This is a genomic window from Actinomadura sp. NBRC 104412 (assembly GCF_030269515.1).
In the GTDB taxonomy this organism is placed as follows: domain Bacteria; phylum Actinomycetota; class Actinomycetes; order Streptosporangiales; family Streptosporangiaceae; genus Spirillospora.
Window position 1 is genome coordinate 205028 of sequence record NZ_BSTM01000003.1, and the last position, 13569, is coordinate 218596.

General features: G+C 74.0%; 10 protein-coding genes. All 10 read left to right on the forward strand.

Annotation, left to right across the window (positions count from 1 at the left end; genetic code table 11):
- Nucleotides 1-521: 521 nt before the first annotated feature.
- The 10 genes from mraZ to murG all read left to right on the forward strand — a co-directional run bounded on the left by mraZ (nucleotide 522) and on the right by murG (nucleotide 13499).
- Nucleotides 522-953, forward strand: coding sequence for a division/cell wall cluster transcriptional repressor MraZ (mraZ, locus tag QSK21_RS05405; RefSeq protein WP_285694113.1), 432 nt, complete (start codon nucleotides 522-524; stop codon nucleotides 951-953).
- A gap of 332 nt (nucleotides 954-1285) precedes the next feature.
- Nucleotides 1286-2269 carry a 16S rRNA (cytosine(1402)-N(4))-methyltransferase RsmH gene (gene rsmH, locus QSK21_RS05410; protein WP_285694114.1) on the forward strand — a complete coding sequence of 328 codons (984 nt, stop codon included), beginning with the start codon at nucleotides 1286-1288 and terminating at the stop codon, nucleotides 2267-2269.
- Between the two features lie 163 nt (nucleotides 2270-2432).
- Nucleotides 2433-2996: a cell division protein FtsL gene (ftsL, locus tag QSK21_RS05415; protein ID WP_285694115.1), complete on the forward strand. Its 564-nt coding sequence runs from the start codon at nucleotides 2433-2435 to the stop codon at nucleotides 2994-2996.
- A gap of 580 nt (nucleotides 2997-3576) precedes the next feature.
- Entirely contained in the window at nucleotides 3577-5319 is a 1743-nt protein-coding gene (locus QSK21_RS05420) for a peptidoglycan D,D-transpeptidase FtsI family protein (protein WP_285694116.1), read from the forward strand.
- 105 nt (nucleotides 5320-5424) lie between these two features.
- Nucleotides 5425-7035: a UDP-N-acetylmuramoyl-L-alanyl-D-glutamate--2,6-diaminopimelate ligase gene (locus tag QSK21_RS05425; protein WP_285694287.1), complete on the forward strand. Its 1611-nt coding sequence runs from the start codon at nucleotides 5425-5427 to the stop codon at nucleotides 7033-7035.
- Nucleotides 7032-8477, forward strand: a complete 1446-nt coding sequence (locus QSK21_RS05430) for a UDP-N-acetylmuramoyl-tripeptide--D-alanyl-D-alanine ligase (protein WP_285694117.1) — start codon at nucleotides 7032-7034, stop codon at nucleotides 8475-8477. The genes QSK21_RS05425 and QSK21_RS05430 overlap by 4 nt, the downstream gene beginning before the upstream one ends.
- Complete coding sequence (gene mraY / locus QSK21_RS05435) at nucleotides 8474-9535, forward strand: phospho-N-acetylmuramoyl-pentapeptide-transferase (protein WP_285694118.1); 1062 nt, start codon at nucleotides 8474-8476, stop codon at nucleotides 9533-9535. The genes QSK21_RS05430 and mraY overlap by 4 nt, the downstream gene beginning before the upstream one ends.
- Nucleotides 9532-10962, forward strand: a complete 1431-nt coding sequence (murD, locus tag QSK21_RS05440; protein ID WP_285694119.1) for a UDP-N-acetylmuramoyl-L-alanine--D-glutamate ligase — start codon at nucleotides 9532-9534, stop codon at nucleotides 10960-10962. The genes mraY and murD overlap by 4 nt, the downstream gene beginning before the upstream one ends.
- A 21-nt stretch (nucleotides 10963-10983) precedes the next feature.
- A complete protein-coding gene (gene ftsW / locus QSK21_RS05445) occupies nucleotides 10984-12282 on the forward strand; it encodes a putative lipid II flippase FtsW (RefSeq protein WP_502871507.1) in 1299 nt (432 codons plus the stop codon).
- 125 nt (nucleotides 12283-12407) lie between these two features.
- A complete protein-coding gene (murG, locus tag QSK21_RS05450; protein ID WP_285694120.1) occupies nucleotides 12408-13499 on the forward strand; it encodes an undecaprenyldiphospho-muramoylpentapeptide beta-N-acetylglucosaminyltransferase in 1092 nt (363 codons plus the stop codon).
- The last annotated feature ends 70 nt before the right edge of the window (nucleotides 13500-13569 follow it).

Genomic DNA, 13569 nt, shown 5'->3' on the forward strand with positions numbered 1-13569 from the left:
CAGCCGAACGGCCGCGCGGCGTGCCGGCGGCCCGCGCGCCCGGGACGTCCGTCCCGCCCGCGAGGTCGGCACCGCGGCCCGGTCTCAGCGACCCGGTACGGCATTGTTCCGTGCCCTGGTTCAGGTGCCCCGTCATGTGCCTTTCCCACCGACAGTACGTTGTCGGGCGCGCTGTCGCGATGTTCATGTCGAACCGGAGCCATTGTGCTCCACCAAAATGACCATCACAGCCCCACGGGACGTACTCCGGCCCTTCCCTCCCGTGCCCCGCTTCCACCCACCCCCGTCCCTGACCGCCCCTTGACAGGCCGTCGCGCGGCGCCCGCCGGGACGGCGTCTGAGGTATGCGCCCGCGCCCGGCCCCCCGCGCCCCCCACTTCGCGCCACCCCTCTGACCTGCGGATTTCCGGAGCGTTACAGCGATGGAGAGGTGTTTTCCTAGTTGACGGTGGGGAGGAGTGGAGTAGAGTGGGGCGCCGTGGGGAGCAGTAGCGCCCCGCGCGGTGCGGGGAGGTGGGGCCATGTTTCTCGGCACCCATGCCCTGCGCCTCGACGACAAGGGACGGCTGTTCCTGCCGGCGAAGTACCGCGAGGAGCTGTCGGGGGGATTGGTGATCACGAAGGGCCAGGAACGCTGCCTGTACGTCTTCCCCATGGCGGAGTTCCAGCGCATCACCGAGGCGCTTCGTGCCGCACCGGTCACCGAGAAGGCGGTCCGCGCCTACAGCCGCGTCTTCTTCGCCAGCGCCTCGGACGAGGTGCCCGACAAGCAGGGACGCGTCACGATCCCGCCGCCGCTGCGCTCGTACGCGGGCCTGTCCCGCGACTGCACCGTGATCGGCGCCAACACGCGCCTGGAGATCTGGGACAGCGCGGCCTGGGAGTCCTACCTCGAGCAGGAGGAGCAGGTCTTCTCCGACGTCTCCGAGGAGGTGTTGCCCGGGATCCTTTGAGCATTCACTCGTCGGTCCGATGACCGGCAATGGCCCGCGTTCGGCCAGGTCTCCAGCCGCTCTCCGGCCCTCTGGCGCAGCTTCCCCGGTGCCAGAAGGCGACGCTCCGCGGCCCGATCGAACACCACGGTCGCGGTGAACTTCCTCAACGGGCAGCGGATGGGGACCTGGCCGGGCGAGGCCGCCGGCTCCGACCACGCGCCCGTCCGGGCGGCCGTTGACCGGCCGTCGCACGGGCGGCTAACGGATCTTCCCGCCGGGTTGGGGGCCCGGCGCCGGACCGGCGATGCCACGCAGTCCGCGAGCGAAGTGGCAGCACGAGGGGGTGAAGCATGGACGTGGGGGACCACGCGGCCGAAACCGGTCACATACCGGTCATGCTCGGTCGCGTTCTGGAACTGCTGGGCCCCGCGCTGGAGGCCGTCGGCCCGTCGCGGGCCCCGGTCTACCTCGATGCCACCCTCGGCCTCGGCGGCCACGCCGAGGCCGTGCTCGAAGCCCATCCCCGGGCGCTGCTGATCGGCCTCGACCGCGACACCACCGCTCTGGAGCGCTCCGCCCGCAGGCTGGAGCGCTTCGGCGACCGCGTACGGCTGGAGCACGCCGTCTACGACGAGCTGCCCGAGGTCCTCGAAAGGGCCGGGCTGCCGACCGTGGACGCGGCCCTGTTCGACCTCGGGGTGTCCTCGCCACAGCTCGACGAGGCCGGCCGCGGTTTCGCCTATTCCTATGACGCGCCGCTCGACATGCGCATGGACCGTGGCCAGAGCCTGACGGCGGCCGAGGTGGTCAACGAGTACCCGCCCGCCGAGCTGGCCCGCATCCTGCGCGAGTACGGGGAGGAGCGGTTCGCGCAGCGGATCGCGTCCGCCATCGTCCGCGAGCGCGAGCGCGCACCGTTCGACTCCACCAGGCGGCTCGCCGACCTGGTGCGCACCTCGATCCCCGCCGCCACCCGCCGTACCGGGGGCAACCCCGCCAAGCGGACGTTCCAGGCGCTGCGCATCGAGGTCAACGGGGAGCTGGACATCCTGCGGCGGGCGCTGCCCGCCGCGATCGCCGCGCTTCCGGTCGGGGGCCGGATCGTCGTGCTGTCCTACCACTCCTTGGAGGACCGCATCGTCAAGCGCGTCCTGGCCGCCGAGGCGGCCGACACCACGCCGCCGGACCTGCCCGTCGCGCTGCCCGAGCACCGGCCGAGGTTCCGGCTGCTCACCCGCGGCGCCGAGGCGGCGTCCGCCGAGGAGACCACGACCAACCCACGGGCCGAGTCGGTACGGTTGCGCGCCGCCGAACGGCTCCGGGAGGCATCATGACCGAGCGTAGCGAGGGCTTGATGCCTCCTGTTGTTGTCGGGGGGTCTGGGGGGTCGTCCCCCCAGAGAGGGGAGGGCATCATGACCGGGCGCAGCGAGGGCTTGATGCCTCCTGTTGTTGTCGGGGGGTCTGGGGGGTCGTCCCCCCAGAAAGGTAGGGCTGCATGACCACGACGACCCGGCGCCCGCGGGGCGCCACCAAGCCCGCCGCTCCGTCCCGGGCACGTCCGGAGCGCGAGCGCGGTACGCGGCCGCCCGCCGCCACGACGACCAGGACGAAGCCGGCGGCCCGGCCGGTCAAGCGCGCCGCGCCCGCGCGCCGCCACACGCCGCCGCGCGCGCCGTTCCTGCTGCTCATCTGCGGGCTGCTGGCGGGCGCGCTGGTGAGCCTGCTGCTGCTCAACGCCGTCCTGGCCGAGGACGCCTTCGCGCTCACCCGGCTGCAGCAGAGCAACAAGCTGCTCGCCCAGCAGAAGCAGGCCCTCGAGATCGAGCTGGCCCGCGAGGAGTCGCCGGAACGGCTGGCGCAGCGCGCCGAGGCCCTCGGCATGCAGCGGCCCACCCGCCTGGCGTTCATCGACGGCGTCACCGGCCAGGTGATCGGCGGCCAGATCCGCCCGGTCCCGCACGCCGCCGCCGCTGCCGCGGGCGCCGCGGGCGTCGTCGGCATCCCCGGCGCCGTCGTCCCGGGCGACAGAGTCCCCGCCGCGGTCCCCGCCAAGCCGTGACCCGGCCAAAGCCGATCAGGGAGCGGGGAGCCACAGTGAGCGAGGCGCGGGGGCGGCGCGGCCGCTGGACTGAGGAGCGGCGGGAGCTTGCGACCAGAGCGACGAGGGAAGTGGTCGCGAAGTGCCGCCCCGGAGCGGAGCGGGGAGCACAGTGACGACGGGGCCGGGGCGTGGGGCGGGGGTGCCGCCTGGGCGTGGGCGCGGGGGGCGTGGACGTGCGTCCCGGGGTCCGGCGGGGGGCGAGGAGAGGAGCGGCCCGGGCGCGGCGCGCGCGTCCGGGCGCAGGAAGGGCGAGCCGCCGCGGTCTCCGGGGAAACCGGGGGCGCGGCGGCCGTCCCGCAACGGGATGGTGCCGCCGCCGCGTGACGGTGCGTCCAAGGGCGGTTCCAAGGACGGCTCGGCGGGTGCGGGGAAGGCCCAGGGGCGGGGCGCGGAGACGCGTGGCGCCGTGGAGCAGGGCGCCTCTGGTAAGAGGCCGCCCGGTACGGGTGCGGCGTCCAAGGGTCCGGCCGGCAAGGCACGGCCCCGGGGGCGTGGTGCCGGGGGTGGGCCGCCCAGGCGGAGGCCGCCGCGTCCGCGCGTGCCGTTCCACCGGCGCGACCCGGTGAAGCGGCTCAACGTGGGGCTGCTGGTCATCGCGTTCGTGTTGTCGCTGTTCGCGGGGCGCCTGGTGCAGTTGCAGACGATCGAGTCGGACTCCTACAGCGAGCTGGCCATGCGGCAGCGGCTGCAGACGATCGAGCTGCCCGCGGTGCGCGGTGAGATCACCGACGCGGACGGGCACCCGCTGGCGGTGACGGTGGAGGCCCGCGCGATCTTCGCCGACCCGTACATGATCAAGCCGGACCGGCGGCAGGAGATCGTGAACGCGCTGGCCCCGGCGCTGGGCCTGGACCGGGCCGCGGTCATGAAGGCGATCAGCAGGCCGGACAGCCGGTTCGAGTATCTGGCGCGCGGCGTCCGCCCCGACCGGGCACGGATGATCATGGGGTACGGGTTCGCGGGGATCGGCACCCTGCCGGAGTACCGCCGCGAGTACCCGAACGACTCCCTGGCCGCCGGCGTCATAGGTTTCGTGAACGGCGAGGGCAAGGGGGCCGCCGGCCTGGAGTACGCGCTGAACTCGCGGCTCGCCGGGCAGGCGGGCTGGCAGCGGGTGGAGATCAGCCCGGAGGGCCAGCACATCCCGATGGGCGAGGACGCCAAGCGGCCGTCGGTGCCCGGCAGCGGGGTGCGGCTCACCCTGATGCGCGACATCCAGTTCCACGCGCAGCGGGCCATCGAGAGGCAGGTCAAGGCGACCGGCGCGCGCAGCGGCAGCGTCATCGTGATGGACCCGCGGGACGGGCGGATGCTGGCCATGGCCTCGGCGCCCGGCTACGACCCCAACCACTACACCAGGTCGTCGCCCAGCCGGTGGGGGAGCCCGCTCGTCCAGGAAGCGTACGAGCCGGGCTCGACGGGGAAGGTCGTGACCGCGGCGGCGGTGATGGAGAAGGGCGGGGTCACGCCGAACACGCCGTTCACCGTCCCCGACAGCGTCCGCCGGTACGACCGCACGTTCAAGGACTCCCATCCGCATCCGACCGAGCGGCTCACGTTCGCGGGGGTGCTGGCCACCTCCAGCAACGTGGGCACCATCCTGGCCAGCGAGCGGATCTCCCAGCGGGAGCTGTACGAGTCGCTGCGCGCCTTCGGGTTCGGGGAGAAGACCGGTGTCGGCCTGCCCGGGGAGACCGCGGGGCAGATGCTGCCGCCGGACAAGTGGTCGGGCACCGACCGGTACCCGATCGCGTTCGGCCAGAGCGTGTCGGTGAACGCCGTGCAGATGGCCAGCGTGTACGCGACCATCGCCAACGACGGGGTCCGCGCCGCGCCCACCCTGATCGCCGGGTTCACCGGCGAGGACGGGTCGTTCACCCCGGAGCCGAGCCGCGGGAGCCGGCGGGTCGTCGGCTCCGCCACGGCCCGTGCGCTCCGGGACATGCTGGAGGGCGTGGCCTCCCCGGAGGGCACGGCGCCCAAGGCGCGGATCCCCGGCTACCGGGTGGCGGGCAAGACCGGCACCGCCGAGATCGTGAACCCGCGTTGCGGCTGCTACGACGGCAGCGGCTACATCGCGTCGTTCGCCGGGTTCGCGCCCGCGGACGACCCGCAACTGGTCGTGCAGGTCGTCCTGCGGGGCCCGACGAGGGGGAGCCACTATGGTGGCGATGCGGCGGCTCCCGTCTTCAAGGACGTGATGAGCTTCGCCCTCCAGACCCGCAAGATCCCACCGACGGGGAGTAAACCGCCGATCATCAAGATCCACGCCCCCGGCTGAGCGCAGCGAGTACCCTCTCTCGCCGTGAGCCCAGCACCCGCGTCCGGCCCCCGGCACCGGCCGGCCGCCACGTCCAGCACCTCGACCAGCACCGGAAGACACGCCATGCGCCCGACGACCAACCCGGCCCGCCCGCTCAAGGGGCTCGCCGCCCTGCTCGGTGCCGAGACGGTGACGGGGTCCAGGATCGGGCCCCGGACGGAGGCCCTGGCCGGGGTGTCGGTGACCGGTATCACCCACGACTCGCGGTCGGTGCTGCCCGGTGACCTGTACGTGGCGCTGCCGGGCTCGCGCGCGCACGGCGCCCAGTTCGCCCGGCAGGCCGTGGACGCGGGCGCCGCGGCGATCCTCACCGACCCGTCCGGGCGGCACCGCGCCGCGGCGACGGGGCTGCCGGTGCTGGTGGTGCGCGATCCGCGGGCCGTGCTGGGGGACGCCGCCGCCTGGGTGTACGGGGAGCCGGTCCGCGACCTGACGCTGATCGGCGTGACCGGGACCAGCGGCAAGACCACCACCGTCTATCTGCTGGAGGCGGGGCTGCGCGCCGCCGGGGTGGAGACCGCCGTGGTCGGCACCGTGGAGATGCGGATCCAGGACGCCAGGCTGCCCAGCTCGCTGACCACCCCCGAGGCCACCGACCTGCACGCGATCTTCGCGATGATGCGCGAGCGCGGGGTGGGGGCCGCGGCGATGGAGGTCTCCAGCCACGCGCTGGAGCAGGGCCGGGTGGGCGGCGCCCGCTACGAGGTGTCGATCTTCACGAACCTGTCCCAGGACCACCTGGACTACCACCCGACCATGCAGGACTACTTCGCGGCGAAGGCGAGGCTGTTCACGCCCGAGTACACCCGTACCGGCGTGGTGAACCTGGACGACCACTACGGCCGCGAGCTGATGGAGATCGCCACCATCCCGCTCACCACGTACTCCGGGACCGGGGACCCGGCCGCCGACTGGTACGCCGAGGACGTGCGGACCGGCGCGGACGGCAGCGTGTTCCGGGTGGTCGGCCCCGGCGGCGTCGAGGCGGACGCGGCCGTCCAGCTCGCCGGGCCGTTCAACGTGTCCAACGCGCTGGCCGCGATCGTGGCGCTGGTGGAGGCGGGCATCCCGCTCCAGACCGCGGTGCACGGCGTGGCGTCGCTGCCAGGAGTTCCGGGACGGCTGGAACGGGTGGACGAGGGCCAGGACTTCGTGACCCTGGTGGACTACTCGCACAAGCCGGGCGCGGTGGAGGCGGTGCTGTCGGCGTTGCGCCCGGTCACCGAGGGGCGGCTCATGGTGGTGCTCGGCTGCGGCGGCGACCGCGACCGCGGCAAGCGCCCGCTCATGGGCGAGGCGGCGGCCCGGCTGGCCGACATGGCCTTCCTCACCGACGACAACCCCAGGTCGGAGGATCCCCTGGCGATCCTCGCCGCTATGGTCGAGGGCGTGCTCAAGGTGCCGCGTCCGGAGCGGGCGCGGGTCGTGGTCGAGCCCGACCGGGCCGCCGCGATCGACCTGGCGATCGGGCGGGCCCGTCCCGGCGACGTGATCGTCGTGGCGGGCAAGGGGCACGAGCAGGGGCAGTACGTGGCGGGCGAGGCGTTCCCCTTCGACGACCGCGAGGTGGTCAGGGAGGCGCTGCGCCGGCACGGCGCCCCCGGGGCGGCGGCTCCCTCCGGACGGACCGGGCGGCCCAGACGAGGTGTGAGAGGGGACGGGACGCAGGCGTGATCCCACTTCCGCTGTCGACGATCGCGGAGCTGACCGGCGGCACACCGGCGGGCGCGGACGGCCGCGACCCGGTGGTCTCCGGGCCCGTGGTCATCGACTCCCGCGAGGCCGCGCCGGGGACGCTGTTCGCGGCGTTCCGGGGAGAGCGGGCCGACGGGCACGACTTCGCCGCGGCGGCGTACGAGGCCGGCGCGGTGGCGGTGCTGGCCGAACGGCCGGTCGGCGGGCCCGTGGTCGTCGTCGAGGACGTGCGGCGCGCGCTGGGCCTGCTGGCGCGCGGCGTGCTGGAGCGGCTGCCCGCGGTCACCGTGATCGCGGTGACGGGCTCGGCCGGCAAGACCTCGACCAAGGACCTCATCGCGCAGGTCGTCCGGCGGGCCGGGCCGACCATCGCGCCGCCGGGCTCGTTCAACAACGAGATCGGGCTGCCGCTGACGGTGCTGCGCGCCGGTGAGGAGACCCGTTTCCTGGTGCTGGAGATGGGCGCGCGGGGTGCCGGCCACATCAGCTACCTCACCGGGATCGCCCCACCCCGCGTCGGCGTGGTGCTGAACGTGGGCTCGGCGCACATCGGCGAGTTCGGGAGCCGCGAGGGCATCGCCGAGGCCAAGGGCGAGCTCGCCGAGGCCGTCCCGGCGGGCGGCACGACGATCCTGAACGCCGACGATCCGCTGGTGTCCGCGATGGCGTCCAGGACCCGGGGCGAGGTCGTCACCTTCGGCCGCGCGCCCGGCGCGACGGTGCGGGCCGTGGACGACCGGCTGGACGGCGCGGGCCGTCCCCGCTTCACCCTGGTGACCCCGGAGGGCTCGGCGCCGGTGGAACTGGCGCTGTACGGGTCGCACGCGGTCGGCAACGCGCTGGCGGCGGCCGCGGCGGGCCGGGCCGCGGCGCTGCCCGTCGAGGTGGTCGCCGAGGCGCTCGCGGACGCCCGCCCGGCCAGCCGCTGGCGGATGGAGGTCACCGAGCGGGCCGACGGCGTCACGATCGTCAACGACGCCTACAACGCCAACCCCGAGTCGATGCGGGCCGCGGTCGACGTCGTGGCGCACATGGCGCGGGACGGGCGCGCGTACGCGGTGCTGGGCGAGATGGCCGAACTGGGCCCCGGATCCGTGGCGGAACATGCCAAGATCGGGCAGCATGTCGCGCGCAGCGGCATCGCGGGACTCGTCGTCGTCGGCGCGAACGCCGCGCCGATGGCCGAAGGAGCCGCTCAGGTGGCGTCATGGACGGGAGAGTGCGTACAGGTGGAGGACGTCGGCGCGGCGGTGACCGCGCTCAGCGAGCGGCTGCGGCCGCGGGACGTCGTACTGGTGAAGGGCTCTCGCGTCGCCGGGATGGAACGGGTCGCCGAGCGGCTGCTGGAGGCCGCGGGGGGTGTGGGAGGCCGCACCCCCGCGGGTGGCGCGCTCTCCTCCCCCGGGGGTGACCCGGCGTGACCAATATCATCATCGCGGCCGGGATCGCGCTGATCATCGGCATGGTCGGGACCCCGGTGTGGATCCGGATCGTCAACCGGCTCGGCTACGGCCAGATGATCCGCGAGGAGGGGCCGTCCGGGCACCACGGCAAGCGCGGCACCCCCACCATGGGCGGCGCGGTGTTCATCGCCGGCTCGCTGGCCGGGTACGCGGGCGCGCACCTGTTCACCGGCAACGCGCCGACGGTGTCGGGCGTGCTGGTGCTGTTCCTGATGGCCGGTCTCGGCCTCGTCGGGTTCGTGGACGACTACATCAAGGTGTTCAAGCAGCGCAGCCTGGGCCTGCGCAGCGGCGCCAAGATGATCGGGATCATCCTGGTCGGGGTCGTGTTCGCGGTCGCGTCGCTGAACTTCCGTAACGGGTACGACATCGCCCCCGCGGATCCGTACCTGTCGTTCCTGCGCGACTTCGGCCCGCCGATCGGCCCGTACCTGTTCGTGGTGTGGGCGCTGCTGCTGATCGCCGCGATGTCCAACGGGGTGAACCTGACCGACGGGCTGGACGGCCTCGCCGCCGGGCCGTGCGCGATGATCCTCGCCGCCTACGTGATCATCGGCAACTGGCAGCTCCGCAACAGCTGCTTCGACTTCGCGCTGGCGCCCAACTGCTACTCCGTCCGCGATCCGCTCGACCTGGCGGTGGTGGCCGCGGCCGTGCTCGGCGGGGTGTTCGGGTTCCTGTGGTGGAACGCGCCGCCCGCCAAGATCTTCATGGGCGACACCGGCTCGCTGGCGCTGGGCGGGGTCCTGGTCGGCCTGGCCATCCTCACCCGTACCCAGTTCCTCCTGGCCATCCTCGGCGGCCTGATCGTGATGATCACGCTATCGGTGATGATCCAGGTCGGCGGGTTCAAGCTGACCAAGAAGCGGGTGTTCAAGATGGCGCCGCTGCAGCACCACTTCGAGCTGTCGGGCTGGGCGGAGACCACCATCGTCGTGCGCTTCTGGCTGATGTCGGCGCTGTTCACCGCGATCGGCCTCGGCCTGTTCTACCTGGAATGGATGCCGAAGAGTTGACGCAGGACACGGGGGAGTGGGACGGGCGGGGCGTCTGCGTCGCCGGTATCGGGGTGTCGGGACGGGCCGCGGCGCGCGTCCTGGCCGCGCGGGGCGCCCGCGTGACGGTCGTCGAGGGACGCGACGACGAGGAGCGGCGCGCCCACGCCGCCGAGCTGGAGGCGCTGGGCATCGCGGTGCGGCTGGGGGACGGCGACACGCTTCCCGAGGGCACCGATCTGGTGGTGATGTCGCCGGGCTGGCGTCCCGACGCGCCGCTGCCGGCCGCGGCCGTGGCCGCGGGCGTCGAGACCTACGGCGAGGTGGAGCTGGCGTGGCGGCTGCGCGCCCCCGGGTCGGCGCCCTGGCTGGCGATCACGGGGACGGACGGCAAGACCACCGTGGTGCGGATGCTGGCCCGGATGCTGGAGGCGGCCGGGCACGACGCGCTGGCCGTCGGCAACGTCGGGACGCCCATCGTCGAGGCCGTCCTGGAGAAGCACGACGTCCTCGCGGTCGAGCTGTCCAGCTACCAGCTGTACTGGTCGGGCTCACCGGCGCCGCGCGCCGCCGCCGTGCTGAACGTCGCGCCGGACCACCTGGACTGGCACGGCACCATGGACGCCTACGTCGCGGCCAAGTCCCGGATCTTCGAGCGCGCCGAGGTCGCGGTCTGCAACGCCGACGACCCGATCTCCACCGAGCTGGCGGAGAAGGCGCGCCCCCCGGCGAAGGCCGCGTTCACCCTGGGGGTCCCCGCGCCGGGGCAGCTCGGCGTGGTGGACGACCTGCTGGTCGACCGGGCGTTCGTCGCCGACCCGACGCGCGAGGCCGCCGAGCTGGCCGCGCTGGGCGACGTCCGGCCGTTCGCGCCGCACAACGTCGCCAACGCGCTCGCGGCGGCGGCCCTGGCCCGCGCGTACGGCGTGCCGCCCGAGGCGGTGCGGGACGGGCTGCGCGCGTTCGTCCCGGACCCGCATCGCATCCAGCACGTCGCGGAGATCGGCGGCGTCACCTACGTCAACGACTCCAAGGCCACCCAGCCGCACGCGGCGGCGGCGTCCCTGGCCGCCTACGAGTCGATCGTGTGGATCGCGGGCGGGCTGCTGAAGGGCCTGGAGGTCGACGACCTGGTGCGGTCGTGCGCGCCGCGGCTGCGCGGCGTGGTGCTCATGGGCCGCGACCGGGCGCGGATCGCGGAGGCTCTCGCGCGACACGCGCCCGATATTCCGGTCGTGGACGTGCCCGACACCGACACTGGGGCGATGGACCGCGTCGTGACCGAAGCCGCCGCCCTGGCCCGTCCGGGCGACACCGTGCTGCTCGCCCCCGTGGGGGCCTCCTTCGACATGTTCGCCAACTATCCGGCGCGCGGCGACGCCTTCATGGCGTCCGTCCGCCGCCTCCCCGGCGCGGAGCCGGCGGTCCCCGGCGGCGAGGCCCGCTGACGGCGGCGAGCGGGGGGACACGTGAGCACCGCGATACCGGCCGAAAAGCGGCCCCCGGCGGGCGGCACCGGGCGGCGCCCGGAGCCGCGCCCCGGGCGGCGGTCGGGCCCGCGCGAGCAGGTGGCCGCGGCGGTGGGCCTGCTCGACCGGCCCCTGACCTCCTACTACCTGGTGCTGGGCTGCTCGGTGTTGCTGCTGGCGCTGGGCCTGACGATGGTGCTGTCGGCGTCCCTGGTCACCCAGATCCAGGCGACCGGGTCGGCGTACACGCTGTTCCAGAAGCAGGCGATGTGGGTGGCGATCGGGCTGCCCGGGATGTGGCTGGCCTCCCGGCTGCCGGTGCGGACGTTCCGGGCGCTGGCCTACCCGCTGCTGCTGGTGTCGATCGTGGCGCTGCTGCTGGTGCTGGTCCCCGGCCTGGGACGCAGCGCGGGCGGCGCGACCCGGTGGATCGACCTGGGAGCGGTCCAGATCCAGCCGTCCGAGCCGGCCAAGCTGGCGCTGGTGCTGTGGGGCGCCGACCTGCTGGCGCGCAAGGAGAGGCTGGGCCAGCTCACCGAGTGGAAGCCGCTGCTGGTGCCGCTGCTGCCCGGCGCCGGGCTGCTGGTGCTGCTGGTCATGCTGGGCAGCGACCTGGGCACCACGCTGATCCTGCTGACGATCTTCCTGGGGCTGCTGTGGGTGGTGGGCGCGCCGGGACGGCTGTTCGTCGGCATGGCCGGCCTGGTGTCGCTGCTGGTGGCGATCCTCATCGTCGTCGAGCCGTACCGGATGCAGCGGCTGGCCGGCTTCCTGGACCAGTCCGGCGACCCGCTCGGCGCCCGCTACCAGGGCACGCAGGGCCTGCTCGCGGTCGCGTCCGGCGGGTGGTTCGGCACCGGCCTGGGCGAGGGGCGGGCCAAGTGGGACTTCCTGCCCCATGCGGAGACCGACTTCATCTTCGCGATCGTGGGTGAGGAGTTCGGGCTGGTCGGTACGCTCGTGGTGCTCAGCCTGTTCGGGCTGCTGGCCTACGCGGGCCTGCGGATCGCCAGGCGCGTCAAGGACCCGTTCACCCGGCTGGCCGCGGCCGGCGCCACCGCGTGGCTGGTGGTGCAGGCGATCGTGAACATCGGCGCGGTCATCGGCGTGCTCCCCATCACGGGGATCCCGCTGCCGCTGGTCTCCTACGGGGGGTCGGCGCTGGTGCCGACCTTGATCGCGCTGGGGATGCTGCTGGCGTTCGCCAAACGCGAGCCGGGGGCCCGGCAGGCTCTGGCCGCGCGGGGTCCCGGACCGGTCCTGCGGGCTCTAAGCTGGCTGGGCCTGGCACGGCGCTGAATCCCCCCGAACCCGGGGGTGCCGTTCGGCCCGGCGACCGCTCGTCCGCCCGCGGGGCGGGCGCGGCGCGGGAGGCGGGCCCGCGGCACCGCCACGACGAACACGCTGAGGAGTTGTCGAGGAGCATGAGGGTTGTCCTGGCCGGCGGTGGCACCGCCGGACACATCGAGCCCGCCCTGGCCCTGGCCGACGCGCTGCGGCGCGACGATCCGAACGTGCAGATCACCTGCCTGGGCACCGAGCGCGGCCTGGAGACCCGGCTGGTCCCGCAGCGTGGGTACGAGCTCGCGCTGATCCCGCCCGTGCCGCTGCCCCGCACGCTGACGCCCCAGTTGCTGACCGTTCCCGGACGGCTGCGCGGCGCCATCAACGCCGCCGCCGCCGTCCTGGACCAGGCGCGGGCCGACGTCCTGGTCGGCTTCGGCGGCTACGTCGCGACCCCCGGCTACCTGGCGGCGCGCAAGCGCAAGGTGCCGATCATCGTGCACGAGGCCAACCCCAAGCCGGGACTGGCCAACAAGCTCGGCGCCCGGTTCACCGACCATGTGGCCGTCTCGCACACCGACTCGCCGCTGCCCAACGCCCGGTTCGTCGGCATCCCGCTGCGGCGCGAGATCGCCACGCTGGACCGGCTGGCGATGGGCGACAAGGCCCGCTCCTACTTCGGGCTGCTGCCCGACCTTCCCACGCTGCTGATCTTCGGCGGCTCGCAGGGGGCGCGCTCGCTCAACCAGGCCGCGGTCGCCGCCGCGCCCGCGTTCCGGCAGGCGGGCATCCAGGTGCTGCACATCGTCGGCCCCAAGAACACCGAGGCCCCCGAGCCCGCGTCGGGTGGCCCGCAGTACGTGACGATCCCGTACTGCGACCGGATGGACCTGGCCTACGCCGCCGCCGACATGGCCATGTGCCGTGCGGGCGCGATGACCTGCGCCGAGCTGACGGCGGTGGCGCTGCCCGCCGCGTACGTGCCGCTGCCGATCGGCAACGGCGAGCAGCGGCTGAACGCCGAGCCGATCGTGTCGGCGGGCGGCGGCCTGCTGGTCGACAACGCCGATCTCACCCCCGACTGGATCGTGAACAACCTGCTGCCCGCGCTGGCCGACCCGGCGCGGGTCGCGCAGATGTCCGAGGCCGCCGGCCGGATGGGCCGCAGGGACGCCGACGCGGCCCTGGCCCGCATGGTGTACGAGGTGGTCCGCGGGGCGGGCCGGGCATGAGGGGGCGGTGGCGGGCCGGGCGGGCCCGCCACCCGCGCGGGGGCGACACCGATCACGAGGGCACGAGGGG